This window comes from Streptomyces polyasparticus (assembly GCF_014493765.1).
GTDB classification, from domain to species: Bacteria; Actinomycetota; Actinomycetes; order Streptomycetales; family Streptomycetaceae; genus Streptomyces; species Streptomyces polyasparticus.
Genome location: NZ_JACTVJ010000005.1, coordinates 704252 through 729424 on the forward strand (window position 1 = coordinate 704252; position 25173 = coordinate 729424).

Annotated in this window: 26 protein-coding genes and 1 pseudogene; 10 read left to right on the forward strand and 17 right to left on the reverse strand. The window is 72.3% G+C overall.

Annotation, left to right across the window (positions count from 1 at the left end; genetic code table 11):
• Positions 1-174: 174 nt before the first annotated feature.
• Positions 175-798: an RraA family protein gene (locus H9Y04_RS11470; RefSeq protein ID WP_187813629.1), complete on the forward strand. Its 624-nt coding sequence runs from the start codon at positions 175-177 to the stop codon at positions 796-798.
• A gap of 24 nt (positions 799-822) precedes the next feature.
• Here H9Y04_RS11470 and rpsR read toward each other — a convergent pair whose 3' ends face one another.
• Genes rpsR through rpmG form a run of 4 tightly spaced genes read right to left on the reverse strand, consistent with a single transcriptional unit; the run spans position 823 to position 2634 of the window.
• Positions 823-1062, reverse strand: coding sequence for a 30S ribosomal protein S18 (rpsR, locus tag H9Y04_RS11475; RefSeq protein WP_187813630.1), 240 nt, complete (start codon positions 1060-1062; stop codon positions 823-825).
• A gap of 5 nt (positions 1063-1067) precedes the next feature.
• Entirely contained in the window at positions 1068-2216 is a 1149-nt protein-coding gene (locus tag H9Y04_RS11480) for a CobW family GTP-binding protein (RefSeq protein ID WP_187813631.1), read from the reverse strand.
• Positions 2213-2473 carry a type B 50S ribosomal protein L31 gene (locus H9Y04_RS11485; RefSeq protein WP_187813632.1) on the reverse strand — a complete coding sequence of 87 codons (261 nt, stop codon included), beginning with the start codon at positions 2471-2473 and terminating at the stop codon, positions 2213-2215. The genes H9Y04_RS11480 and H9Y04_RS11485 overlap by 4 nt, the downstream gene beginning before the upstream one ends.
• Positions 2470-2634, reverse strand: a complete 165-nt coding sequence (gene rpmG, locus H9Y04_RS11490) for a 50S ribosomal protein L33 (RefSeq protein WP_161695063.1) — start codon at positions 2632-2634, stop codon at positions 2470-2472. Before rpmG ends, H9Y04_RS11485 begins: the two co-directional genes overlap by 4 nt.
• A 73-nt stretch (positions 2635-2707) precedes the next feature.
• Here rpmG and rpmB point away from each other — a divergent pair, with 73 nt between their 5' ends.
• Positions 2708-2944 carry a 50S ribosomal protein L28 gene (gene rpmB / locus H9Y04_RS11495; RefSeq protein ID WP_165333087.1) on the forward strand — a complete coding sequence of 79 codons (237 nt, stop codon included), beginning with the start codon at positions 2708-2710 and terminating at the stop codon, positions 2942-2944.
• On the forward strand, positions 2944-3249 hold the full coding sequence (gene rpsN, locus H9Y04_RS11500) for a 30S ribosomal protein S14 (RefSeq protein WP_187813633.1): 306 nt from the start codon (positions 2944-2946) through the stop codon (positions 3247-3249). The genes rpmB and rpsN overlap by 1 nt, the downstream gene beginning before the upstream one ends.
• A 136-nt stretch (positions 3250-3385) precedes the next feature.
• Here rpsN and H9Y04_RS11505 read toward each other — a convergent pair whose 3' ends face one another.
• Positions 3386-4351: a LysR family transcriptional regulator gene (locus H9Y04_RS11505; protein WP_187813634.1), complete on the reverse strand. Its 966-nt coding sequence runs from the start codon at positions 4349-4351 to the stop codon at positions 3386-3388.
• Between the two features lie 99 nt (positions 4352-4450).
• Between H9Y04_RS11505 and H9Y04_RS11510 the strand changes: the two genes are divergently transcribed.
• Positions 4451-5833 carry an MFS transporter gene (locus H9Y04_RS11510; RefSeq protein ID WP_187813635.1) on the forward strand — a complete coding sequence of 461 codons (1383 nt, stop codon included), beginning with the start codon at positions 4451-4453 and terminating at the stop codon, positions 5831-5833.
• A gap of 71 nt (positions 5834-5904) precedes the next feature.
• Here H9Y04_RS11510 and H9Y04_RS11515 read toward each other — a convergent pair whose 3' ends face one another.
• The 6 genes from H9Y04_RS11515 to H9Y04_RS11540 all read right to left on the reverse strand — a co-directional run bounded on the left by H9Y04_RS11515 (position 5905) and on the right by H9Y04_RS11540 (position 11763).
• Complete coding sequence (locus H9Y04_RS11515) at positions 5905-6927, reverse strand: NAD-dependent epimerase/dehydratase family protein (RefSeq protein WP_187813636.1); 1023 nt, start codon at positions 6925-6927, stop codon at positions 5905-5907.
• A gap of 64 nt (positions 6928-6991) precedes the next feature.
• Positions 6992-8464, reverse strand: a complete 1473-nt coding sequence (locus H9Y04_RS11520) for an aminotransferase class I/II-fold pyridoxal phosphate-dependent enzyme (protein ID WP_187813637.1) — start codon at positions 8462-8464, stop codon at positions 6992-6994.
• A gap of 59 nt (positions 8465-8523) precedes the next feature.
• Complete coding sequence (locus H9Y04_RS11525; RefSeq protein WP_187813638.1) at positions 8524-8790, reverse strand: GlsB/YeaQ/YmgE family stress response membrane protein; 267 nt, start codon at positions 8788-8790, stop codon at positions 8524-8526.
• 66 nt (positions 8791-8856) lie between these two features.
• Positions 8857-10113 carry a cation:proton antiporter gene (locus H9Y04_RS11530; RefSeq protein ID WP_187813639.1) on the reverse strand — a complete coding sequence of 419 codons (1257 nt, stop codon included), beginning with the start codon at positions 10111-10113 and terminating at the stop codon, positions 8857-8859.
• 3 nt (positions 10114-10116) lie between these two features.
• Entirely contained in the window at positions 10117-10587 is a 471-nt protein-coding gene (locus tag H9Y04_RS11535; RefSeq protein WP_187813640.1) for a cation:proton antiporter regulatory subunit, read from the reverse strand.
• A gap of 192 nt (positions 10588-10779) precedes the next feature.
• On the reverse strand, positions 10780-11763 hold the full coding sequence (locus H9Y04_RS11540) for a GlxA family transcriptional regulator (RefSeq protein WP_187813641.1): 984 nt from the start codon (positions 11761-11763) through the stop codon (positions 10780-10782).
• 143 nt (positions 11764-11906) lie between these two features.
• Between H9Y04_RS11540 and H9Y04_RS11545 the strand changes: the two genes are divergently transcribed.
• Both H9Y04_RS11545 and H9Y04_RS11550 read left to right on the forward strand, forming a co-directional pair.
• Positions 11907-12557: an HD domain-containing protein gene (locus H9Y04_RS11545; RefSeq protein ID WP_187813642.1), complete on the forward strand. Its 651-nt coding sequence runs from the start codon at positions 11907-11909 to the stop codon at positions 12555-12557.
• Complete coding sequence (locus H9Y04_RS11550; protein WP_187813643.1) at positions 12554-13066, forward strand: nuclear transport factor 2 family protein; 513 nt, start codon at positions 12554-12556, stop codon at positions 13064-13066. The genes H9Y04_RS11545 and H9Y04_RS11550 overlap by 4 nt, the downstream gene beginning before the upstream one ends.
• 1 nt (position 13067) lies before the next feature.
• Here H9Y04_RS11550 and H9Y04_RS11555 read toward each other — a convergent pair whose 3' ends face one another.
• From H9Y04_RS11555 to H9Y04_RS11575, 5 genes are read right to left on the reverse strand one after another with little or no spacing between them, the layout of a single operon-like run.
• Positions 13068-14309, reverse strand: coding sequence for an amidohydrolase (locus H9Y04_RS11555; RefSeq protein ID WP_187813644.1), 1242 nt, complete (start codon positions 14307-14309; stop codon positions 13068-13070).
• Positions 14306-15142: an ATP-binding cassette domain-containing protein gene (locus H9Y04_RS11560; protein ID WP_187813645.1), complete on the reverse strand. Its 837-nt coding sequence runs from the start codon at positions 15140-15142 to the stop codon at positions 14306-14308. The genes H9Y04_RS11555 and H9Y04_RS11560 overlap by 4 nt, the downstream gene beginning before the upstream one ends.
• Positions 15139-16977 (reverse strand): dipeptide/oligopeptide/nickel ABC transporter permease/ATP-binding protein, encoded by a 1839-nt coding sequence (locus H9Y04_RS11565; protein ID WP_187813646.1) that lies wholly within the window; start codon positions 16975-16977, stop codon positions 15139-15141. The genes H9Y04_RS11560 and H9Y04_RS11565 overlap by 4 nt, the downstream gene beginning before the upstream one ends.
• Positions 16977-17972, reverse strand: coding sequence for an ABC transporter permease (locus H9Y04_RS11570; RefSeq protein WP_187813647.1), 996 nt, complete (start codon positions 17970-17972; stop codon positions 16977-16979). The genes H9Y04_RS11565 and H9Y04_RS11570 overlap by 1 nt, the downstream gene beginning before the upstream one ends.
• A complete protein-coding gene (locus H9Y04_RS11575; RefSeq protein WP_187813648.1) occupies positions 17972-19558 on the reverse strand; it encodes an ABC transporter substrate-binding protein in 1587 nt (528 codons plus the stop codon). Before H9Y04_RS11575 ends, H9Y04_RS11570 begins: the two co-directional genes overlap by 1 nt.
• A gap of 229 nt (positions 19559-19787) precedes the next feature.
• Between H9Y04_RS11575 and H9Y04_RS11580 the strand changes: the two genes are divergently transcribed.
• From H9Y04_RS11580 to H9Y04_RS11590, 3 genes are all read left to right on the forward strand, one after another.
• Positions 19788-20852: an Lrp/AsnC family transcriptional regulator gene (locus H9Y04_RS11580; RefSeq protein ID WP_187813649.1), complete on the forward strand. Its 1065-nt coding sequence runs from the start codon at positions 19788-19790 to the stop codon at positions 20850-20852.
• Between the two features lie 164 nt (positions 20853-21016).
• Positions 21017-22516 carry an amidase gene (locus H9Y04_RS11585; protein ID WP_187813650.1) on the forward strand — a complete coding sequence of 500 codons (1500 nt, stop codon included), beginning with the start codon at positions 21017-21019 and terminating at the stop codon, positions 22514-22516.
• Complete coding sequence (locus tag H9Y04_RS11590; RefSeq protein ID WP_308800942.1) at positions 22513-24432, forward strand: acyl-CoA synthetase; 1920 nt, start codon at positions 22513-22515, stop codon at positions 24430-24432. The genes H9Y04_RS11585 and H9Y04_RS11590 overlap by 4 nt, the downstream gene beginning before the upstream one ends.
• 83 nt (positions 24433-24515) lie before the next feature.
• On the opposite strand, the pseudogene H9Y04_RS11595 reads toward H9Y04_RS11590, so the two are convergent.
• A pseudogene (locus H9Y04_RS11595) lies at positions 24516-24908 on the reverse strand (hypothetical protein); the annotation flags it as partial.
• Positions 24909-24982: 74 nt separating this feature from the next.
• Between H9Y04_RS11595 and H9Y04_RS11600 the strand changes: the two are divergent.
• On the forward strand, positions 24983-25141 hold the full coding sequence (locus H9Y04_RS11600) for a hypothetical protein (protein WP_187813651.1): 159 nt from the start codon (positions 24983-24985) through the stop codon (positions 25139-25141).
• The last annotated feature ends 32 nt before the right edge of the window (positions 25142-25173 follow it).

A 25173-nucleotide genomic window follows, 5' to 3' on the forward strand; every position in this document is an offset into this window, starting at 1 on the left:
TGCTCGCACTGATTGTCTGCACCACCCGATTCTTGCGCAGACTCACCCGTTCGGCCCAACAGCGACACGGGTCACGGTGGATCGCCCCTTGTTTCGTGCGCCTCACCCGTGATCAAGTCGATCGCGGCGCACCGGAGAACGCGCACACCGCGCAGAGTGAGGACGAACACCGACATGGCCGACCACGCAGCGTTCCGCGATCTCTCCCCCACCACGCTCGCCGAAGCCGTCGGCCGCGCCCAGGTCATGGACCTGGACATCAGCCCGCTGTGGGGACCGGCGCCGCGTATCGCCGGGCCGGCGTTCACCGTGCGGTGTCCGGCCGGGGACCAGCTCGGGCTGCACGCGGCGATCTACCGGGCCGAGCCCGGCTCGGTGCTCGTGGTCGAGGCGGCCGACGCGCGCTTTGCACTGGCCGGCGGGAATGTCTGCGCCATCGCCCAGCGGCGCGGGATCGCGGGCTTCGTGATGAACGGCGCGATCCGCGATGTGGCCGAGGTCCGCGCGAGCGGTTTTCCCGTGTACGCCAAGGGCGTTGTGCCGATCCCGGGTGACAAGAGGACGGTCGAGCCGTTCAACGAGCCGGTGCGGGTGGGCGGCGTGATCGTGCACGCGGGCGACATCGTCGTGGCCGACGAGGAGGGCATCGTGGTCGTGCCGCAGGGGCGCGCGGACGAGGTGCTCACCACGGCGCGCGCCAAGGCCGCCAAGGAGGCGGCCCTGACGCTCGACGCGTGGGAGGCCGACCATCGGGCCCGTATCGACGATTCGCTGAAGGCGGCGGGCTTCGAGGGCTGAGACCCTGCCCGCCACCGCAGGCGACTACCGATTCCCGTACGGCAGCAGCGCCATCTCCCGCGCGTTCTTGATGGCGCGCGCCATCTGCCGCTGCTGCTGGGCGCTGATCCGCGTCACGCGGCGGCTGCGGATCTTGCCGCGGTCGGAGATGAACTTCCGCAGCAGATCGGTGTCCTTGTAGTCGATGTAGGTGATGCCGGCCACATCCAGGGGATTGGGGCGGGACTTGGCCGGCTTGCGCTCGGTGGCGCGGCGCGGGGACATGGCGGTCAGACCTCCAGGAGGGTGTCGAAGCCGGACGGCAGGTTCTTCCATGCGTCGCGTCCGGCGGCGTATTCGGCATCGGTCAGCAGGCAGGAGTCGAGCACCCGTTGCAGCCCGTCTCGGTCCAGGCCCGGTGAGGTGAAAACCAAGTGCTGGCAGCAGCAGTCGCCGTGCTCGGGATGCCAGTCGAGCGCGGCGGCGGCGCGGCGCATCGGTGGCACGAGGTCCCAGGCGGCGTCGGGCAGCGACGCGAGCCAGGGCCCGGCGTTCTCCACGCAGAGCGCTCCGCCCGCCGCGTCCCAGGCGAGCAGCGTGTCGGGCCGGTCGGCGAGCCAGAAGCGGCCGCGGCTGCGGGCCGCCGCGCAGGTCAGGTCCTCCAGGGCCTGGTAGAGCCGCTCGGGGTGGAAGGGGCGACGGGCCTGCCAGACATACGTGGCCACTCCGGCCTCGTCGGCCTCCTGCGGCAGCAGCGCGCAGGCCGGATGCTGGGCGGCGGCGGCCGCCTCCACATCGAAGCCCGCCTGGGCCGCGAGCATCAACTCCTCTCCTTCGAGCGTGACTTGGGTGGCCGTCGGGTGCAGCTGGGTGAGCAGCGCCCGGTCCTCGTCGTCCGCCTCAGGGCCTGCGACCACGGCGAGTACGGCGGCGTATTCGAGCTGGCGGGCGAAGGTGTCGGCGACCGTGCGCTGGTCGGTGGGGGCGGCGGCGAGTCCGGCGTCCATCAGGTCGTCGCCGTTGCCGAGGCAGGGCAGCAGGAGCGCCGGATCCACCGCGGTGACGACGGAGGCCACGGTGAGCCCGTGGCCGGCCACCACCTCGGCCATCGCCTTGGGCTCGACCGAGTCCCACAGTTCGACGACCGCGAGCCGGACCAGGCCCGCGTCGGCGAGCCGTTCCAGCTCGGGCACGAGGTCCTCGCGCAGGGCGCAGCACGCACAGTCGTTGACGAGCGGCGCCTCGCCCGTGCCGAGCACGCCGCCGGCGTCGCGCATGGTGCGAACGACCGTGCCGTCCACGGCGGTCGAGAGGTCATGGTGGAGCGCGACGCTGTCCGAAACGCTCGCGAGCAGCCGCTCGACCGTCGCCTTGCGCGCATCGGCGTGCAGTCCGGCGACGATCACCACCGGCAGGCCGGAGTGCGGATCGCCACTCATCCGCGGCCGCCTTCGCGCAGCCCGTAACGCCGCTCGAAGCGCTCCACGCGGCCGGCCGTGTCCATGACGCGGGCGGTGCCCGTGTAGAAGGGGTGGCTCGCGCTGGAGATCTCGACGTCGATCACGGGATAGGTGGCGCCGTCCTCCCACTCGACCGTCTTGTCGCTGGTGGCCGTGGACCGGGTGAGGAAGGCGTAGCCGGCGGCCCGGTCGCGGAAGACCACGGGGCCGTAGGGCGGGTGGATGCCTCGCTTCATCGTTCCTCCTTGAAGTCGACGTGCCGGCCGGCGACCGGGTCGTACTTGCGCAGGACCAGGCGGTCGGGGTCGTTGCGGCGGTTCTTGCGGGTGACGTACGTGAAGCCGGTCCCTGCGGTGGACCTGAGCTTGATGACAGGACGTAGTTCGTTGCGGGCCATGTGGGCTAGAGTAAATGAAAATGGTTCCCATTAACAAAAAGGGGGCCGCGATCCGACGAGAGAGGTACGTCACGTGTCCGCGCACTGCATGCTGACCGGGCGGCAGCCCGGCTTCGGCAAGACCATCTCCCACTCCCACCGGCGCAGTTCACGCCGCTTCGACCCGAACGTGCAGCGCAAGCGGTACTGGCTGGCGAGCGAGGGGCGGCATGTCCGGCTCACGCTGAGCACCAAGGGGATCAGGACGGTGGACTCGATCGGCATCGAGGCGGCCGTGGCCCGGATCCGGGCGCGCGGGGTGCGGGTCTGATGGCGAAGAAGAGCAAGATCGCGAAGAACGAGCGGCGGCAGGAGATCGTCGCGCGCCACGCCGCCCGCCGGGCGGAGCTGAAGGAGATCATCCGCCGTCCGTCGAGCACCGAGGACGAACGCCTCGCCGCCCAAAGGGAGTTGCGCCGCCAGCCACGGGACGCCAGCGCCACCCGCGTGCGCAACAGGGACAGCGTCGACGGACGGCCGCGCGGCTATCTGCGGGCGTTCGGGCTCTCCCGGGTGAACCTGCGGGGGCAGGCGCATGCCGGGTTCCTGCCGGGGGTTCGCAAGTCGTCCTGGTAGTACGGAGGTTCGGGGGCGGCCGGGTGGCTCGGCCGCCCCGGGACGTCAGCGGTCCCCCTCGGCCGGGGTTCGGGGGCGACCGGGCGGACTCGGCCGCCCCGCGACGTCAGCGGTCTGCCTCTGCCGCCCCGCGACGTCAGCGGTCTGCCTCTTCCGCCCCCATCAACTCCCGTACGCATGCCCGCAGCCACCCGTGCGCCGGATCCGCGTCGAGGCGCGGATGCCAGGCCATCGCCAGCCGGAGCGGGGGCAGGTCGAGCGGCACGGGGAAGGTCACCAGGCCCAGCGCGTCCGTCATGGGGGTGGACCAGCCGGGGACCAGGCCGATCAGATCCGTGTCGCGGACGAGGAAGAGCGAGGCGGGGAACGAGGCCACCGTGCTCACCACACGCCGGCTCAACCCCCGCTCGGCCAGGGCATCGTCGACCGGTCCGTGCAGCCTGCCGCGCCGCGACACGGTGAGGTGTTCGGCCGCCTCCGTGAACCGACGGGCCGTCAGCCTGCCCTTCAGGAGCGGGTGTCCGGCCCGTACGACACCTCGCATGGAGTCCGCGGCCAGGGGCTCCACCCGTACCTCCGGGGCCGTCGTGCCGATCACGCCCACCTCCAGATCGGCCGTGCCCTCACGCAGGACGGGTGCGTCGAGATGGCTTTCGCCGAGGAATCGGATCCGCAGCCCCGGCGCTTCCGCGAGCACCCGGGTGAGCAGCCGCGGGCCGAGCAGCGCCGCGACCGAGTCCTGGCCGTGCACGGTGAACGTGCGCTCCACCGCACGCAGATCCTGCTCCCCGTGCGCGGCGAACAGGGCCCGCGCCCGTTCGACCACCGCGCCCACCTCGGCACGGACCGACAGCGCGTAGGGCGTGGGCACCATGTGGCGCCCCGCGCGCACCAGGACCGGGTCGCCGAGCGCCTTGCGGATGCGGCCGAGGGTGCGGCTCATCGCGGGTTCGGACAGATGCAGGCGCTGGGCCGCACCGCGCACGCTCTCCTCTTCGAGCAGCACGTCCAGGGCGACGAGCAGGTTCAGGTCGAGGCCGGTGGCCGAATGTGCGGTCGATCCAGTGACCGAGCCGGCCGTCGACCTCATTGATTGCGTCATACGCAAGTACTCCCTGCACAACTTGCACTGGAAAGCAGACCGGGGCCGAGCCTACGTTGAAGGAGCACCCCACCCGTATCAGCTCCCGGAGGAGCCGCCATGTCCACGCCTGCCCTGACGGCGACCGAACCGAGGCTCGGCCGGGCCACTCTCCTTGCCGTCTGCGCCTGCGTCATGGTGGCGCAGAGCATGGTCGCGGCGATCAACTTGCTGATCCCGCAGCTGAGTTCCTCGGCGCTGCACCCGTCCGCGACGCAGATCATGTGGACGGTCGACGCGTATGTGATCACCTTCGCCGGTCTGCTGATCCCCGCGGGCGCGGCCGCCGACCGCTACGGCCGCAAGGGTGCGCTCCTGACCGGACTCGCCCTGTTCGCGGCCGGCGCCGCGACCAGCGCCCTGGCCACGGCGCCCGGAGTACTCATCGCGGGCCGCGCGGTCTGCGGGGTCGGGGCCGCCCTGATCACTCCGTCCACGATGTCGGTCCTCGTCCATCTCACCGGCACCCCGGTGCGCCGGGCGCGGGCGATGGCCGCGTGGACCCTCGCCATCGGTGCGGGCGGGGCGTTCGGCAATCTGCTCGGCGGGCTCGCGGGGCAGTTCCTCGGCTGGCGTGCTCTGTTCTGGGTCATGGTGCCGCTCGCGGCGGTGCTCGCCTGCTGTGTCGCGTACGCCGTCCCGCGCACCGCGCGCTCGGCGCGCGGGAACCCGGACCCGGCCGGCACCCTGCTGATCACCGCGGCGCTGTTCGCCCTGCTCTTCGGGATCATCGAGGGACCCACGTACGGCTGGACGTCGCCGCGCATCCTCGGCGCCTTCACGCTGGGCGCGCTGCTCGCGGCGGCGTTCACGCGGCATGCGCTGCGCTCCCCCGCGCCGCTCTTCGACCCGCGCGTGTTCCGCGCGCCGCGGCTGAGCGCGGCGGCGCTCGGCACGGCCACCGGCTTCTTCGGCCTCTTCTCCCTCTTCTTCGTCAACTCCTCTTATCTGCAAGGCCTCAAGGGATACGGTCCCGCGCTCGCCGGCCTCGCGATCATGCCGGTCAGCGCGGGGATGGCCCTCGCACCGAGGTTCGCCGCACGCCGGCACGCCACACCGCGTCCGGTCGTCACGAGCGGTCTGGCGCTGATCGGCCTGGGACTGCTCGGCATCTCCACGGCCGGTGCGCACACCCCGTACGGCCTGTACGTGGTGTGGCTCCTGATCGTGTCCTTCGGCACCGGCGTCTGCATGCCCGCCCTGACCATCGGGGTGCTCGAAGCGCTGCCACCGCACCAGGCGGGCCTCGGCTCCGGACTCGGCACCTCCGCAAGGGAGTTGGGCGCGGCGCTCGGCGTCGCGGTGACCGGGACGGTGCTCGCGGCGAGCGGGCAGGACTACGGTGCGGGGATGTCCTCGGCGCTCAGGGTGGTGGCGGTGGTGGTGCTGGGGTGCACGGCGGTGGTGTGGGCGGGGTACGGGCGGCGCCCGGCGTCGGCCTGACGGACCGGGCGGACCGCCCTCTCGGACCGGGCGCCCCGCCTCACGGACCGGGCGCCCCGTCCTCTGAGACCTCAGCCCCCGACCGTGCTCCCCGCCATCGGCGGCGTGGGCTCCCCCGCCCCCTCGCGCATCCCCTGCACCAGCTCCTCCACCGCTTCGAGCGCGGACCTGCGCGGCTGCCAGCCCAGTACGGAACGGGCACGGCTGCAGTCCATCAGAGGCAGCCGCAGCACCGCGTCGAACAGCTGCGGCGATGCGGGCACGAGATGCAGCCCGTACGCGGCGGCCAGCGCCGAGCGGGCCGCGATCCGCGGCATCGGGACCGTGCGCGAATGGAACAGCTCGCCCAGGTTCTTGGCGTCGAGGACCGGCTCGGCCGCGAGGTTGAACGGACCGCGCGCCTGGTCCTGCAACGCGGCCCGCACATAGGCCCTGGCCGCGTCGTCGGTGTGCAGGGCCTGGACGCGCAGGCCCGGGATGTCCGGCAGCAGCGGCAGCAGGGCGGGCCGGGCGAGCTGACCGGGCAGGAAACGTCCGCCGAAGATACGGCGCTGCTCGCTGGCCGACTCCTCCTTGAACAGGAACGCGGGCCGCATCCTGACCACCCGGATCTCCCGGTGCGCCTGCTCGAAGGCGTCCAACGCCCGTTCCAGATACGCCTTTTCACGGCAGTACGCGGCTTCGGGCCAGCCATGGGTCGGCCAGGACTCGTCCACCGGACGGTCCTTGGGCCCGGGCGAGTAGGCGCCCACGGACGACGCGTGGACATAGGCGGGGACGGCGGCCGCGGAGACCGCCTGCAGTACCCGTACGGTGCCCAGGACGTTGGTGCGCCAGGTGGTCGCCGGATCGCGCGAGGGCTGGAAGCGCCAGGCCAGATGGATCACGGCGTCCGCGCCGTGGAACAGTTTGGCGAGCTCGCTCTCGTCGGCGAGGTCCGTGGCCTCCCACTCGGTCTTCGGCAGCTCCAGGTCCGGCGTCCTGCGCGCGAGCCCGAGTACCGAACCGACGCTCTCCTCCTCGGCCAACTGCCGTACGACACTGGTCCCGACGTTGCCGGTCGCCCCGGTGACGATGATCCGTTTGCCCTCCATGGCGGACTCCTCTCTCCGCGGTTCCAGGGGTACGAGACGGAACGTGTGCCCCTCGACACCGCGCTCACCCCTGGGCGACGACCCGGATCGTGCCCAGCGTGGGGTCGGCGGCGTCGGGGACGTTCATGCCCGCCTCGATTCCTGTACGGAGATAGGTGAGGACCACGTCGGTGAGCCGCTCGCCGGGCAGGGCCACGGGGATGCCGGGCGGGTACGGGGTGAGCATCTCCGCCGCGATCCGGCCCGCCGCCCGCTCGGCGGGGACGTCCTCGACCGGCCCGAAGTAGGCGTCGCGCGGCAGGTGTTCCTGGGTCAGCCGCAGATCGTCGGGCGCGGGAACCTCGACCTGCGGCACCGGCCGCAGCGAAGGCGCCCGGTGGACGAGATCGCGCAGCGCGATCAGGAGCCGGCCGGTGGTGTCGCGGTCGTCGGCGTGGGTGAGCTGGACGCTGATGCAGCGGTGGTCGGCGAGATGGACGTCGATACGGTGCCGGGCGCGCAGCCAGTCCGCGACGCGATAGCCGGTGAGTCCGAGGCCCGTGACGTCGACGACGGCGGGCAGCGGGTCGAAGTCGTGGGCGAGGCCGGTGCCGCAGTAGTCCTCGCGGCGGTCCACCCGCAGGCCGTCGAGGGCGTCGATCGACTCCCGTACGGAATGGGCGAGATCGAGTGCCTCGCCGAGCAACCGCTGCCCGTGCAGGGCCATCTGGCGGCGCCATGCGTCGATGCCCGCGTAGAGGAGCACGGACGGACTGGTCGTGCCGAGGAGGTCGGCGCGCGAGGCGAGCGCGGCCGGGTCGACGAGGTCGCCCTGCAGATGGAACACGGAGCCCTGTTCGAGGCCGCTGCCCATCTTGTGGATGCTGGTGACGCAGACGTCGGCCCCCGCGTCCATCGCCCAGGTGGGCAGCTCGGGGTGGAACGGCAGATGCGCGCCCCACGCCTCGTCCACGACCAGCGGCCGGCCCGCGCGATGGCAGACGTCGGCGATGGCGGAGAGATCGGCGGCGGCGCCGTACGGGGTGGGGCTGGTGACCAGCGCGCCCCGGGCCTCGGGGTGGTCGGCGAAGCCCTTGGCGACCACGGTGGCGGACGGCGGGTGGGCGATGTGCCGCTCCGTGTCCCACTGCGGTTCCAGCCATACGGGTTCGATGCCGGCCAGGATCAGGCCCGCCACCACGGACTTGTGGGCGTCCCGGCTGATCAGCAGGGATTCGCCGGGCGCGGCGACGGTCAGCATGGCGGCCTTGACCGAGAGCGAACTGCCGCACGTGGAGAAGAAGGTGTGCTCGGCGTGCACGGCGTCGGCCATCAACTGCTCGGCGCGCTCCAGGACTTCCCCGCGCCGGCGGCGGTCGTCGAGCCCGCCGGACGCGAGCACGTCCCCTAGATACACGGCGTCCCCGAGCACCTCCCGCGCCTCGGGGTCGGCTCCGCGCGCCTGCTTGTGCCCCGGCGGCGTGAAGCCGAGCTCATGGTGGTCGCGGTAGGCGGCGAGCGCCTGGAGTACGGGAGCCTGGGTGTGATCGAGGTGCATGGGCGGCGGGTACCTCCGTCCCCGCCGCCCACACCCGGACCGCTGCTGTCAGGCCTGCGTCACCGCCTGCGCAGCTTCACGCGGTCGACCGCGGCCACGCCCAGCGCCGCGAGCGCGATCTGGATGAGCCACTCGCCCCAGTCCACGCCCTCGGTGTCCGCGACGCCGAGCCCGGCCGCGATGGCCGTGCCGATCAGGGCCGCGACGATACCGACCACGATCGTCCACAGCATGCCGATGCGTTGCCGCCCGGGAAGCACGAGGCGTCCCAGTACGCCGATCACGATGCCGATCACTATCGCGCTGATCAGACCTGAAATCTCCATCACTGCCCCTTGGTTGACACTTGCCTTGCCGAGTGCCCCTCACCAGGGGTGCCAATCGCCGAGCGCCTACGCCCGGCCCTGGGCCTCCGCTTCCGTCCCGGTCCCGGTTTCCGTCTCCGCGGCCCCGGCGGGAGCCGGCACCTTCGCCTCCGGCGGGACCGCAGGCGGCCGGCGTTTCGTCAGACGGTCGGCCAGGGGCTGTGTGTAGCGCGCCGTCAACGGGCCGATCACGACCAGGATCAGGACGTACGCGGTGGCCAGCGGGCCGAGCGCCGGCTCGATCCCGGCCGTGACGGCGAGCCCGGCGATGACGATCGAGAACTCGCCGCGGGCCACCAGCGTGCCGCCCGCCCGCCAGCGCCCCTTGACGGCGATGCCCGCGCGCCGTGCGGCCCAGTAGCCCGTAGCGATCTTCGTACAGGCGGTGACGACCGCGAGGGCCAGCGCGGGCAGCAGCACCGGCGGGATGCTCGCCGGATCCGTGTGCAGCCCGAAGAACACGAAGAACACCGCCGCGAACAGATCCCGCAGCGGAGAGAGCAGCACATGGGTGCCCTCGGCGACCTCGCCCGACAGCGCGATGCCCACGAGGAACGCCCCCACGGCGGCCGACACCTGCAGCTGCTGTGCGATGCCCGCCACCAGGAGCGTGAGGCCGAGCACGACCAGGAGCAGCTTCTCGGGATCGTCGCTGGAGACGAAGCGTGAGATGACCCGCCCGTACCGCAGCGCGATGAACAGCACGGCGCCCGCGACGCCCAGGGCGATCCCCAGCGTCATGGCGCCGACGGCGAGGCTCACGCCCGCCAGCAGGGCGGTGACGATGGGCAGATAGACCGCCATCGCCAGGTCCTCGAGGACCAGGATGCTGAGGATCACCGGTGTCTCGCGGTTGCCTAGGCGGCCCAGGTCGGCGAGCACCTTCGCGATGACACCGGACGAGGAGATCCAGGTGACACCGGCGAGCACCACCGCGGCCACCGGTCCCCAGCCGAGCAGCAGTGCCGCAACGGCTCCTGGGAGTGCATTGAGCGAGAAATCGACAAGTCCGGCCGGGTACTGGGTCTTCAGATTCGATACGAGATCGCTGGCGGTGTACTCGAGCCCGAGCATCAACAGGAGCAGGATCACGCCGATTTCGGCACCGATCGCCACGAACTCCTCGCTGGCGCCGAGCGGGAGCAGACCTCCCTCGCCGAACGCGAGACCGGCGAGCAGATAGAGCGGAATCGGCGAGAACCGCAGTCGCCCGGCCAGCCTGCCGAGCAGACCGAGCCCGAGGATGATCGCGCCGAACTCGATGAGAAAGACGGCAGAGTGCATCTGTCACTCACGTCCGAGTATCGAAGCGGCCGCGTCCACGCCCTCGCGCGTACCGATGACGATGAGGGTGTCCCCGCCCGCGAGCCTGAAGTCCGGCGTCGGCGACGGGATCGCCTCGGCCCTGCGCAGCACGGCGACGACGGACACACCGGTCTCGGTACGCAGCCGGGTGTCGCCGAGCACCCGGCCGTTCCAGTGCGAGTGCGCCGACACCTCCATGCGTTCGGCGACCAGGCCGAGATCGGTGGTGTGCAGCAGGTTGGGGCTGTGATGGGAGGGCATCAGGACATCGATCACGGCGGCGGTCTCCTCGCCCGTCAGATGCACGGCCTGGGCGCACGCGTCGGGGTCGTCGCCGTGGTACACGTTCACGGTCCTGCTGCCGTCGCGGTGGGCGACCACCGACAGCTGGCGGTGTGCACGGGTCGTCAGGTCGTAGCGGACACCGATGCCCGGCAGGGGCGTCGTACTCATCCGTGGAGCGGACACAGCCCGTCCCTCCTCATCACGTCATCACTTCTCACGAACTTCTGGGCCCGGTGGCGCTGTGGCCGGCGCCTCGGCGCCACCGCAAACAAGGCATCCTGCCATCGTCGGACGGCGCGGCGGGATCGGCGTCCGTGCGCGGGGGCACGCTCAGGTCCAGCGGCCGGCACCGTTGGCGGTCTACTGACGCGCTCCTGGGGCCGTCGTACGAAACCGCGCCCGATACGCCGAGGGCGTCACTCCCAGGTGGCGCAGAAACACCCGGCGCAGGGTCTCGTCGCTGCCGAGGCCGCTGAGCCGGGCCGTCGCGGTGACCGTCTCGCCCGCGTCGAGCAGGTTCCGCGCGGCTTCCAGGCGTACCGACTCGACGTAGCCGCCCGGGGTGTCACCGATCTCGTCGTGGAAGAGCCGGGTGAGATGGCGGGCGCTGAGGCCGGCCCGGCGGGCGAGCTCAGGCAGGGAGTGGTCCGCCGCCGGGTCCGCGGCGATCTCCCTGAGGAGGGCGGTGAGGGTGCCGTGGCGTGGCGTGGGGGTGCGCGCGGCGACGGAGAACTGCGACTGCCCGCCCGGGCGTTGCAGGAAGACGACCAGGTCGCGGGCGACTTCCCGGGCGAGATCGGGGCCTTCGTCGGCCTCGACGAGCGCCAGGGACAGATCGAGGCCCGCGCTCACGCCGGCCGAGGTGTAGATCCGCCCGTCCCGTACGAAGATCGCGTCGCCGTCCACGTCGATATCGGGGTGGCGTCGAGTCAGGGTCGTCGTGTGCCGCCAGTGCGTGGTGGCGCGCCGGCCGCTGAGCAGTCCCGCCTCGGCGAGCGCGAAGGCGCCGGTGCACACGGACGTGGTGCGCCAGGACGCCGCGTGCAGGGTGCGGACCGCGTCGAGCAGACCGGCCGGCAGCTGCCGCGGCAGCCCCGGGGAGCCCGGCACGATCAACGTGTGGACGCGGCCCGCGAGTTGACCGACCGGGTCGGTGAGCAGCCGGGTCCCGGCCGAGGTGGTGACCGGGCCGCCCTCAGGCGACAGCAGGACCACCTCGTACCGGGCACCGAGACCGGCCGCCGTGCTGAACACCTCAAGAGGCGCCGTGACGTCGAGCAGGCGCACACCGTCGTACGCGAGCACGGCGACGGTACGGAGGACGGGGCGCTCTCGGCTACTCATGTCCCCAGGTTAACGCCGCGCTCTGTCCATATGTGTGGGATTCCTGTCCGGATGGACATGGTGGGCGGAGGTGCGCGGGCGGCAGTCTGAGGGCACCGCGGCGACGGGCCGCGGACAGCGGAGCAACCGAGAAGGAGCCGGCTGTGACCCCACGTACCGCCGAACGGATCGCCGGTATCGAGATCCCCGACAGCGCGCTCGCCCGGGAGGCGGCCGAGCTGGTCCGCGACACCGCGGGCGACCTGCTCTACCACCACTCACGCCGTGTCCACCTCTTCGGCGCCCTGCGCGGCCACCGCCGCGGACTGGACTTCGACCCGGAACTCCTTTACGTGGCCGCCCTGTTCCACGACCTGGGGCTGACGCAGAAGTACGCCGCGTCGGAGCAGCGCTTCGAGATCGACGGCGCCGACGCGGCCCGGGACTTCCTGCTGCGGCACGGCCTGGCGCCCGAGCGGGCCCGTATCGCATGGACCGCCATCGCCCTGCACACGACCCCGGAGATCCCGTACCACATGGAGCCCGAGGTGGCCCTGGTCACCGCGGGCGTCGAAGTCGACGTCCTGGGGCTCGGGTTCGACGAGGTCACCCGTGAGCAGCGGGACGCGGTCGTCGCCGCGCATCCGCGCCCGGACTTCAAGCGCCGGATCCTCGCGGCGTTCACCGAGGGCATCGCGCACCGCCCCGGCACGGCCTTCGGCAACGTCAAGGCCGATGTGCTCGCCCGCTTCTCCCCGGGCTTCGTACGTACCGACTTCGTGAACGTCATCGAGAATTCGGAGTGGTCGGAATGAACTCTTCGCAGCACACCCGCGACCGGCACGACACCCACACCCGGCAGACAGCTCAACCCCGGCCGCCCGTACCGCCGTTCACCGAGGCCGACGCCCGCGCCAAGGTGCAGGCCGCCGAGGACGCGTGGAACACCCGCGACCCCGACCGCGTCGCCCTCGCGTACACACCGGACTCGGTGTGGCGCAACCGCGACTCCTTCGTGACGGACAGGGACGAGATCCGCGCCTTCCTCGCCGCGAAGTGGGCACGGGAGCTCGACTACGCGCTCCGCAAGGAGCTGTGGTCCTACGGCGACGACCGTATCGCCGTGCGTTTCCAGTACGAGTGGCGGGACGCGGCCGGCAGGCACTGGCGCTCCTACGGCAACGAGCTGTGGGAGTTCGATGCCGACGGCCTGATGCGCCGCCGCGAGGCGAGCATCAACGACGTGCCGATCCAGGCGCATGAGCGCCGTATCCACGGGCCCAGGACACCCGGGGAGCACGGGGCCGGGCTGCCTCTGGAGTGAGTCACGCCAGCCGGCTCAGCGCCGCCGACACCAGTGTCCGTACGCCGGGGACGAGCACCGACGGGTCGGGGGCGAACAGGGGGCTGTGGTTGCTCGGTACGTTGGCGAACTTCTCGGCCAGTTCCGTCCCCCCGGCCGCCTCCCACACGTCGGCCGGGGTCGACGTCACGTACCAGAAGTCGTAGGGCACTCCCTCGGGCGCGAGGAGCGAGAAGTCCTCGCTGCCCATCGCCGGACCGAAGTCGAACACACTGTCCGCTCCGAACAGTTCGCGGTGCACGGCGGCGATCTCGCCGTCGAGCACGGCGTCGTTGACGGTGTTCGGGTACCCGGCCCGGACCGTGATCTCCGGCGGCTCCTGGCAGCCCGCGGTCCGGCACTCGCCCGTCACGATCCGGCGGACGGCCGCGATGACGCGGTCGCGTACGAGGGTGTCCTGGGTGCGCAGGTTCAGGGAGAGCCGGGCTTCGGCGGGGATGATGTTGTGCTTCGTGCCGGCGTGGAACTGTCCCACCGTCAGGACCACCGAGTGCGCCGCCGCCACCTCGCGGGAGACCACGGTCTGCAGCCGCGTGACGATGTACGCGGCCGTGACCACCGGGTCGACCGTCGATTCGGGGCGCGAGCCGTGACCGCCGATGCCGTGCACGACGACGTCGATGTCGTCGGAGGCCGACATGGTCAGGCCCGGGGTGTGCGGGTAGAAGCCGGCGAGACCGGGCGCGACATGCTGGCCGAACACCGCGTCGGGCCGCGGGAACCGGCGGTGCAGCCCGTCGGCGACCATGACGGACGCCCCGCCGCCGGATTCCTCGGCGGGCTGCCCGACGACGACGAGCGTGCCCGACCAGGTGCCGCGGGCGGCGGCCAGCGCCTCGGCGGCTCCCGCGAGCCAGGTGACGTGCAGATCGTGGCCGCAGGCGTGCATCACGCCGTCGACGGTGGAGGCGTACGTCAGGCCGGTGGCCTCCTGGACCGGCAGTGCGTCCATGTCCGCGCGCAGCCACACCGTCGGCCCGTCGCCGTGGGCGAGGACGCCGACCACTCCCGTGCCGCCGACCCCTTCCGTCACGGCGTAGCCGGCGGTACGCAGCCGCGCGGCGAGCTTCGCGGCGGTGCGGTGCTCCTGGAAGGCGAGTTCGGGGTGGCGGTGGAGGTCCTGGTAGAAGTCCTCCAGGGCGGCGGGCCGCAGATCGGCCGTGATCTCCAGTGCCCGGCGGGCGACGGCATCCGGTGCGTTCATACCGCTTCCTCCTTCTCCTCGAGGTCCTCGGCTTCCGCGGAGGCGTGGGATGCCCCGGGTTCCTCGAATGTCGGGGCGCTCGCCAACAGACTGCGCGTATAGGGGTGTTGTGGAGCCCGGTAGACATCGTGCGCCGGGCCCTGTTCCACCAGCTCGCCGTGGCGCAGGACGGCGACTTCGTCGCTGACATGGCGCACAACGGCCAGGTCGTGCGAGATGAAGACCATCGTGAGGGACAGCGAACGCCTCAGCTCCTCAAGGAGGTTGAGCACTTCCGCCTGTACGGAGGCGTCGAGCGCCGAGGTGATCTCGTCGGCGATCAGGACCTCGGGCCCCACGGCGAGAGCACGCGCCACCGCGATGCGCTGGCGCTGTCCGCCGGAGAACTCGTGCGGGTATCTGCCGGCGGCGGAGCCGTCCAGGGCCACGGTCTCCAGCCACCGTTCGACCGCCGCCGCATGCTTGCGGGCGTCGGCACGGGCCGGATCGACGGCCTCGGCGACGGCCTGGCCCACCGTCATCCGCGGGTTGAGCGAGGCGTACGGGTCCTGCGAGACGAGCTGCACCCGGCGGCGGACGGCGGCGAGCTCCCTGCGCCCGAGGCCGGTGAGGTCCGCTCCGTCGAGGAGGACGCGGCCCGCCCGTACGGGATGGATGCCGACGATCGCCTTGGCGATCGTGGACTTCCCCGAGCCGGATTCGCCGACGAGGCCGAGGGTCTGCCCGGCGCGGACCCCGGTGGAGACGCCGTGCAGCACGGTGCGCGCGCGCCGGCCGTGGCCGAAGCCGACGGTCAGGTCCTCGACCTGCAGCTTGTACGGGGGTGAGGTCATGCGGTCGGCACCTCCTGGCGTACGGCGTGGCAGGCCACGTCGTCGATCAGTCGCGGTCGTTCGGTGGCGCAGACCGTGTCGAGTGCCACGGGACATCTGGCGGCGAAGGCGCAGCCAGCTGGGCGCGCGGCGGGCTGCGGCGGACGGCCGGGGATCGTGGCGAGCGGTGCGCGTTCGGCGGCCCCGGTGTCCTGCAGCCGAGGGCTCGCCGCGAGCAGGGCCTGCGTGTACGGGTGCTTGACGCGCCCCGCCCGCAGGTCGGCCGCGGACACCGCCTCGACGACCCGGCCCGCGTACATCACGAGCACCCGGTGGCAGACCGTGCCGACGACCCCGATGTCGTGCGAGATGAGGAGCACGCTCGTACCGCGCCGTCGGTTGATGTCCGTGAGGACGTCGAGGACTTCGGCCTGCACGGTCACGTCCAGTGCGGTGGTCGGTTCGTCGGCGACGATCAGCTTCGGGCCGGGCAGCAGGGCGGCGGCGATCATCGCGCGCTGCCGCATGCCGCCGGACAGCTCGTGCGGGTACTGCCGCACGACCCGGGCGGGTTCCTTGATCCGCACCTGCTCCAGGGCCTCCACCGCCCGCCGGTCCACCTCCGCACCGCGCACGCCCTGGTGCACGCGCAGGGTCTCCGTGAGCTGGCCCTTCATCCGCAGCGCGGGGTTGAAGGAGGCCGAGGGGTCCTGGAAGACGATGCCGATGCCGGTCGCCAGCCGGGCCGGATCCACCACTGGAGCAGCCAAGTCCAGGTCGTCCAGGGTGAGTTGTGCGGCGTGGGCGGACAGCCCTTCCGGCAGGAGCCTCGCCACGCTCATCGCCGTCAGCGATTTGCCCGAGCCCGACTCCCCCACGAGACCGACGATTTCGCCGGGCATGACATGGAAGGAGACCTCGTCGACGAGCCGTGTGCCGTCCGGCAGGACGACGCTCAGGCCGTCCACCGTGACCAGGGCGTCCGCGGGAGCCCGGTGCGAGGGCGCGGACACGGCCGGAGTCTGTGCCGGTGCGGTCTTCGTGTCCCGCGCGCGCGGATCGAGGGCCGCGGCGAGTCCGTCGCCGACGAATCCCGCGAGGACTCCGGTGACGGTGATGGCCACCGCGGGGCCGACCGCCTCGGCGGGATTGGTGTAGAGGGACGCCAGGCCGGAGTTGAGGAGTGCGCCCCAGTCGTAGTCCGGTGCCTGCACGCCTACCCCGAGGAAGGAGAGGCCTGACAGGGCGACCAGGACGTTCGCGAAGGCCACCGAGAGCAGCACGAGCAGCGGCCCTGCGATGTTCGGCAGGAGGTGCCGGACCAGCACGCGGTACGGGGGCACGCCCATCAGCCGCGCCTGCGTGACGAAGTCGCGCTGGGCCACGGACGCGGCCATGTTGGCCGTGAGCCGGGCGAAGGCGGGGGCGCCGCCCAGACCGATCGCGAGGACGGAGGCGGTGGGTCCGGTGCCGACGACCGTGGCGATCACCAGCGCCAGGATGAGCGCCGGGTAGGAGACGAGGACGTCGATCAGGCGCAGGCCCAACTCCCTTACGCGCCTTCCGGATACCCACACGCCGGTACCGAGCAGGATGCCCGCGCCCGCCGCGATCGCGGTCGCGGCGAGGGTCATCTCCAGGGTGAGCCGGGTGGCGACCAGGGTGCGGGCCAGGACATCGCGGCCGAGCGCGTCGGTGCCGAGCCAGTGTTCGGCGCTCACGGGCGCGCGGGCGGCGCCGCTCAGAGCGGTCGCTTCCTCCTGAAGCACGAGGGGCGCGACGATGCCGAGGAGGGCGATCAGACCGAGACCGGCGAGGGCCGTGACCAGGGGTGCGTTCCACCGTACGCGGCGCATCAGTTGGCTCCCTTTCCGGCCAGGACCCGGGGGTCGAGCAGCGCGAGGACGAGGTCGACGAGCAGGTTGAGCAGCGCGGCGAGCAGGCCGAGCACCAGGACGCAGCCCTGGACGACGGGGTAGTCGCGCACGAGGAGCGCCTCGACGACGCGCTGGCCGATGCCGGGCCAGGCGAAGACGGACTCGACGACGACCGTGCCGCCGAGCAGCCCGGCGAGGATCAGCCCGCCCAGGGTGAGCGTGGCGGTCAGCAGGTTGGGCAGGGCGTGCCGGGCGTACAGGCGCAAGGGGCTCAGGCGGCGGCCGCGCGCGGTGCGCATGTAGTCCTGGGCGAGGACCTGTGCGGCCTCCCTGCGCACGATGCGGGCCATGACGCAGGTGGCGGGCAGCACCAGGGCCGCAACCGGAAGCACGAGTGACGCGAGGGTCTCGGCGCCCGCCGCCGGGAGCCAGCCCAGCTTGATGGCGAAGCCGAGGACGAGGAGAGTGCCGATGACGTACTCGGGTGTGGCACCGACAGTTCCGGTGACGAAGGTGAACGAGCTGTCGGCACGGCGGCTGCCGCGGGCCGCGACGGCCAGTCCGATCGGCACGGCGAGCAGCAGCACCGCGAGGACGGAGAGCAGCGCGATCTCGGCGGTGAACGGCAGCCGGTCCCCGATGATGCGGGCGACCGGCTCCGTCGTCTGGAAGGAGCTGCCCAGGTCACCGCGGAGCAGTCCGCCCGCGTAGTCGGCGAACTGGGTGAACAGCGGCCTGTCCAGGCCGAGTTCATGGCGGACCCGTTCCACGTCGGCAGGGGTCGCGTCGCCGCCGGCGACCACGCGTGCCGGGTCTCCGGGGATCAGCTGCACCATCAGGAACGTGCCGACGACGAGGGTGACCGCGACGGCGGCGAGCCCGGCAACTCGCCGTACGAGAAAGGCGCCCCAGGGGCCGAGCGGCGCCGGCCGCCCGGCCCCCACGGTGGCCGCCCGTGCGGATGTCGCCGCCATCAGCCGGTGACCCGGAGCGTGGAGAGGGACAGGGCCCCGGTCGGCGTCGCGAAGGAGATGCCCTTGCGGGTGGCGTAGTGCACGTCGACCGTGGCCAGCGGGATCACGTCGTGGGACGTGAGCAGCGCCTCCTGCGCCTTCTGCCAGGCGGCGCACTTCGCGTTGCGGTCCGTGACGGAGGTGGCGGCGACATAGTGCCGCGCGTACGCCGTGTTCTGCACCGCGCCGTAGTTGAGACCGCCCTCGGCCGGTTCGGGGCCGAGGAAGTAGGCACCGCCGCGCGCGAGGGCACCGCTGATCAGCGGGAAGACGGTGAGGTCCCAGTCGCCCTGGTTGGCGGTGACGTCGGTGGCCCAGGTGGCGTTGTCGGCGTTGGTGAGTTTCACATCGGCGCCGGCCGCGCGCAGGGCCTCGGCGACATAGGAGTTGCCCGCGCCGCCCGCGACGGCATTGGACCCCTCCAGCTTGATCACGACACCCTTCAGGACCTGCCTCGCGGCGGCCTTGTCGGTCCCGGTCAGCAGGGAGCTGTCGGTGGAGACGCAGGGGGCCTTGTCGTCCACATACGAGGTCAGCTTCTGCCCGGTGCCGCCGAACACGTTGTTGAACGCGTCCACGCTGAGCGCCTGCGCGACCGCCTTGCGGATCTTCGGGTCGGCGCCCGGGCGTCCGGAGCGCTGGTTGAAACCGACGTAATGGCGGATGAGCGGCGCGGACTTGACCGTGAACGTGCCATTGTCGCTGCCGTTGTCGCTGTCGCCGAAGCGCTTGGCGTCCGTGCCCGTGAAGGGCGCCAGGTCGAGCGCGCCGGTCTGCAACTGGTTGGCGAGCGTCGACTCGTTCTTCGCGATCTGGATGCGCAGCCGGCCGGCCGGTTCACCCGCGGGGACCGCGGCGTACTGCGGAAACACCGTGTACCCCTTGCGCAGCCGCAGCTCGTACGACGCTCCGCGCTGTGCCTTCGCCATCTCGTACGGACCGGTGGCCGCGCCCTCGACGGCGCCGCGGGCGAGCGCGTCGCCCGCGTCGAGGCCGGCCTTGCAGACGATCCCGGCGGCGGTGCCGGACAGACCGGCGAGGACCTCGCCCCACGGGGCGGAGGTGGTGATGGTGACCGTGCCGGTCTTGTCGTCGCCGGTGATCGTGGTCTTCTCGCCGGCGTTCGCGGGGCCGAAGGTGAGCAGGGCGCCGGCGGATTCGGCCTGGTAGCGCCGCAGCGAGGCGACCGTCTGGGAGGCGGTGAGTGGCGAGCCGTCGGAGCAGGTCAGGCCCTTCTTCAGGGTCAGGGTGGTCTTCGTCGGCGTGGACGTCCACTTCTCGGCGAGACCGGGAACGAAGGCGCCGCCGTCGTCCTGGCCTATCAGTGGCTGGTACAGCAGCGACGTCAGGGCGTAGTCCGTCGCGCCCGCGCCCTTCGCCGGGTCGAACGAGGTGACGTCGGAGGTGAAGCCGATCCTGACGGTGCCGCCGCCGCTCCCGTCACCGTCCGACGAAGGCCCGCCGGCCGGACCGGTGGTGCAGGCGGACGCCGCCAGGGACAGGGCGGCGACCGTGACGGCGCCGGAGAGGAACCGCGAACGAGGCATGGAGGACTCCCCAGGGCTGAGGTCTGAGAGCGGGGCGATGCTGCGGGGCTGCGGTGTTGCGGTGTTGCGGTGTTGCGGTGCGGCCGGTTGGTGATGTGAGGCGGCCGCGTGCAGGTGTGGTGCCGGGTGGCCGGTGTGTGGCCGGGTGCCGGTGTGTTGCGGGATACAGAACAGGCCACTTCCCGCCCGGCCGCGCAATTGCAAGAATCCGCATCGGAAAGGTGATCCGATGCATGAATTCGCAGGCACTGCCGGACCGAAGGCGGCCGCCACCCCGCCCCGGGGAACACTCGATGAACTGGATCTCGCACTCGTCAACGCCCTGCAGATGGCGCCCCGCGCCCCCTGGGCCCAGCTGGCCCGCCCGCTCGGCGTGGACGCGGCGACCCTGTCGCGGCGCTGGTCACGGCTGCGGGAGTCGGAGGCGGCATGGGTCACCTGCCACGCCTCCCCCTCCCAAGTCACCTATGCCGCCCTCGCTTTGATCGAGGTGTCCTGCCTGCCGCAGGCCCGCGAGGCCCTGGCCGGACAACTCGCCCGGCACCCGCAGGCGATGAGCGTGGAGCTGGTGGCGGGATCGTGCGACCTGCTCCTGACCGTCGCCACGGCGTCCATGCCGGCGATGAGCGCGTACGTGCTCGCCCTCGCCCGGATCGAGACGGTGACCGGCACGCGCACGCATCTGGTGCAGCATGTGCACCGGGACGGCAGCGAGTGGCGGATGGACTCCCTCTCCCGCGACCAGCGGCGCGACTTGGCGGAGGCCGAGGACGGCAGTGTGCGCAGCGCCGGGGCCCGGCTCACGTCCGAGGACCGCGGACTGCTGCTCGCGCTCGCCGAGGACGGCCGCCGTTCCGTCACGTCGATCGCCGCCGCACTGGACCGTCCGGAGTCGACGGTACGGCGGCTCGTCCACTCGCTGCTCCACAGCGGCCGAGCGGTGCTGCGCTGCGACGCCGCCCATCTGCATGCGGGCTGGCGCAGCACGGCCACGCTCTGGATGTCCGTGCCACCCGCCCAACTCGTCTCCGCGTGCGAGGAGTTGGGCCGCCTGCGGAGCACGCGGATGGCGGCCTCGGTGTCCGCCGAGGCGAATCTCCTGAGCGTCGTCTGGCTGCACGCCCTGGACGACCTCGCGCGCTACGAGGTCCAGGCCGCCACCAGGATCCCCTCGGTGCGCGTGCTCAACCGGGCCGTGAACCTGCGCTGGGTCAAGCGCATGGGCCGGCTGCTCGGCGAGGACGGCCGAAGCGTCGGCTGCGTCCCGATCGATCCGTGGCACCCCGTGGACTGAAACGCGGGTCCGGGCAGGCTGCGCTTTCCTGCGCCCCGCCGCCGCTCCTGGCGGATCCGTGCAATCCGCGGTCCGGGCACGGCGGGCCCCCGAGGCTGACGGCTGAGACCACCGCCGCACGGCCGACGCGCCGGGCGCCTCAGCCCCGAACGGGAAGGACGCGCATGTCCAGTCGCACGCCCGCCGACGCCGACCTCGTGCACCTCAGCGCCACCGAGGCGCGCCGGCTGTTCCTCCGACGTGAGCTGTCGCCCGTCGAACTCCTGCGGGCCGTCGTCGAGCGGGCGGAGCAGGTCGAGCCACGGATCAACGCCTTCACCGAGCGGCTCTTCGACGAGGCACTCGACCGGGCCCGGCACGCCGAGGACCGCTACCTCGGCAGGAACGGCCTGGTACCACGCCCCCTGGAGGGGATCCCCGTGGCCGCCAAGGAGAAGCACGCCCTCAAGGGCCGCACCCTGACCGAAGGTTCGCTCGTCCACAAGGACCGCGTCGCCACCGAGAACGCGCCCGTGATCGACCGCGTCCTCGACGCGGGCGGCATCATCCATGCCCGCACCGCGACCCCCGAGTTCTCCCTCGCCACCTACACGCACTCCCGTATGTGGGGAGTCACCCGCAATCCCTGGAACCCCGACTTCACCCCCGGCGGCTCCTCCGGCGGCGCGGGCGCCTCCCTCGCGGCGGGCACGTCCCTGCTCGCCACGGCCTCCGACATCGGCGGCTCCACCCGCATTCCCGCGGCCTTCACCGGGACCGTCGGCTTCAAGGCCCCGTACGGGCGCAATCCCGGGCATGGCGTGCTCGCGGCCGACCACTACCGCGGGGACGGTCCGATGGCCCGCACCGTGGACGACGTCATCGCCTTCCAGAACGTCCTGGCCGGACCGGACCCCCGCGACCACGCCTCGATCCGGCCCAAGCTCACCCTGCCCACCTCGTACGAGGACGTGCGCGGGGCGCGGATCGCCCTGTGCGTACGACTCGGTGAGTACGAGGTGCATCCGGAGGTCGAGGTCAACACCCGAGCCACCGCCCGGGCCCTCGCCGACGCGGGCGCCCACGTGGAGGAGGTCGTCCTGCCCTGGACGCGCGCCGACCTGCTGACGGCGGTCGCCGGCCATTTCTCCACCGTCTTCGGAGCTCTCGTCGGCGAGACCGCCGAAACCCATCGCGAGCTGCTCAGCCCGTACACGGCCGCCTTCGCCGACACCATGGCCTACGCCCGCACGCAGGTGAGCTACCTCGACGCGCTCCGCTCCGAGCACCGGCTGCAGCAGCAACTCGCCGCCGCCATGGCCGGGTTCGACGCCCTGGTCTGCCCCACCACCGCCGTCCCCGGCTGGCACGCGGGCGACGACCTGGCCGGCGACAAGGTCGTCGTGTACGGCGAGGAAGTGGCCGACAAACTGTGGTGCGCCATGACCTCGCCGTTCAACATCGCCAACCGCTGCCCGGTACTCAACGTGCCGTCCGGCATGTCGAGTTGGGGCGTGCCCACCGGCCTCCAGATCGTCGGTCACCCCTACGACGACCCGGCCGTCTTCCGTATCGGCAAGGCCCTTGAAGTGCTCAGGCCCTGGTCGTACGCGGGGATCGGGGACGCGACCGCCCCGACTGCCGGAGACCGCACGCCCGTCACCACCGAGAGGCGGCTTCCGTGAACGCCCTGCACACCGACCTGCTCTGGCCGCTCTACGACCAGCCGGGCGCGCTGGCGGCGATCGAGTCCGTCCCGCTGGAGGAGCGCGGCCTGCCCCGTTCCACGTACGAGGTCCTCATACGCGCCGCCGGCGCGTGGCCCGACCGGCCCGCCCTGACCGCGCTGCCCAGTGCCGAGGAATGGACGCGCGGCACGACCGTGTCCTTCGGGCAGCTGCGCGACCAGGTGCACCGCATCGCCAACCTCTTCCACCGGCACGGCGTCCGCCGCAGCACCGCCGTGGGACTCCTGACCCCCAACACCGGCCTGCTGCCGGCCACTTTGCTCGCCGCCCAGCTCGCAGGCTGCGCGGCACCGGTCAACCCGGCGCTCGCCGCGGAGCACGCCGAACGGCTCCTCGCCCTCGGCGGCGCACGGATCCTGGTCGCGGCCGGACCCGAACTCGACGCCGCCGCCTGGCAGACGGCCCGTACCGCGGCGGCCTCGCTCCCGTGCACCGCACTGTTCGCCCTGCGCCCGACCGGCGCCACCGGTCCCGCGCCCGATCTGGCACCCCTCGACGGGGTCCACGTCGCCTACCTGGACATCGCGGCCGCCGCCGAGCCCGCGCAACTCCACCCCGAGATCGCGCCGCCCGGCCCCGCCGACCTGGCCTCGTACTTCCACACCGGAGGCACCACCGGCGCCCCCAAACTCGCCGCGCACACCCACGCCAACGAGGTGGCCGACGCGTGGATGATCGCGGCCAACAGTGTCCTGGACGCCGACTCCGTGCTCTTCTCCGGACTGCCGCTGTTCCACGTCAACGCCCTGGTCGTCACGCTTCTCGCACCCCTCATGCGCGGCCAGCACAGCGTGTGGACCGGCCCGCTCGGCTACCGCGAACCGGCGCTGTTCCGCGTGTTCTGGAAGCTCGTCGAGCACTTCCGGATCGCCACCCTGTCCGCCGTCCCCACCGTGTACGCCGCCCTCGCGCGGGTGCCGCTCGACGCGGACATCTCCTCGCTGCGCTTCGCGATCGTCGGCGCGTCCCCGCTGCCGCCCGCGGTGCGCGAGGCGTTCGAGCAGCACACCGGGGTCCCTCTCTGCCAGGGTTACGGACTCACCGAAGCCACCTGCGGCAGCGCCCGCAGCTTCCTGCACGAGCACCACCGCCCCGACGCCGTGGGCCGGCGCATGCCGTACCAGCGCGTGAAGACCGTACGGATCGACGGCGACGGCACCTGGCACGACCTCCCGCCCGGCGAACCCGGAGTCCTCGCGATCAGCGGCCCCACCGTCTTCCCCGGCTACGTCGTCGGCCACGACGCCGCCGGCCCCGTCCTCGACAGCCTCGGCACCGTACGCGACGGCTGGCTGAACACCGGGGACCTCGCGCGCGTGGACGCCGACGGATTCATCCATCTCCTGGGCCGCGCAAAGGACTTGATCATCCGCGGCGGCCACAACATCGACCCGTCCGTCATCGAGGACGCCCTCCTGGCCCACCCGGCCGTCACCGCCGCAAGCGCCGTCGGCCGCCCCGACCCCCACTCCGGCGAGGTCCCGGTCGCCTACGTCACGCTCGGCCCCGGCACGCCCGGCACCACACCGGCCGACCTGATCGCCTTCGCCGCCCGGCACGTCCCCGAGCGGGCCGCCGCCCCCAAGGACGTCGTCGTCCTGCCGGCCCTCCCCCTGACGGACATCGGCAAGCCTTCGAAGATCCCCCTCCGCCTCGACGCCACACGACGCGCAATCGCCACGGCCCTGACGGATCTGGACGTCCCCGAAAACCGGATCCACTGCGAACTGGCGGACGGCCGCCCGAAGGTCTCCCTGCCCGCCGTCCACGACCCCGACCAGCGCAGCCGGATCACCGCGCGTCTGGCGCCGTATGACGTGAGCTGGTCGTTCGACGACCAGGGCAGTGCCTGAGACCGGGGCCTGCCGCGTAGCCGATACGGGGCCTTTCGTTGCGGCCGTGGTGTTCCATTCCGTCCGGCCATGACGCCGCCGTCGACGATCCAGAACGCGCCGGTCACCCGGTCGGCCCGGCCGGAGAGCAGGAACACCACGGTGGCGGCCACGTCGTCCGGGGCGCCGGTGCGGCCGATCCGAATGCCCGCGGCACCGCGACCTCGCCCATGCGGGTGGCCGGCGACCTCGCGTTCGAGGGGACCCAACCACCCGAGGCGGCCCACGACTCCCGCTGCCGCCCACCGGCATCCGCCCGTCCGCGAACTCCTCGATCTCCGCGATCTCCGCGATCTCCGCGTACAGACGCGGTCGACAAGGGCCGGCACTTGAACCACCGGCCGTGCGGCCACCACGGCGGCGACCCGTCCGCCGGGGCACCCGTGCTCGCCGGGATCCGGCCCGACGAGATCGGCGTCGAGTGGTCGGACACCCATGGCCCCCTGAGCGTCCCCTGGGGCTGGGACACTTCGCCCGGACGGGCTTCGCGGCCGGCGCGGCGGTGGCCGCCGTGGTGGCCGTGCACCTGGGGCTCGGCGGGGCCGCGCTGGCGGACACCCGGTGGACGGCAGGGACGGTCGGCCTGGTCGCGGCGGCGGTCGCGGTGAAGCTGACCCTGCTGGGCGGCTTCACCGTACGGCGAAGAGGGCGGCGCACCGGCGAGAGCTGACCGGCCGGACCCTGTACCGCCCTCCCGGCCGC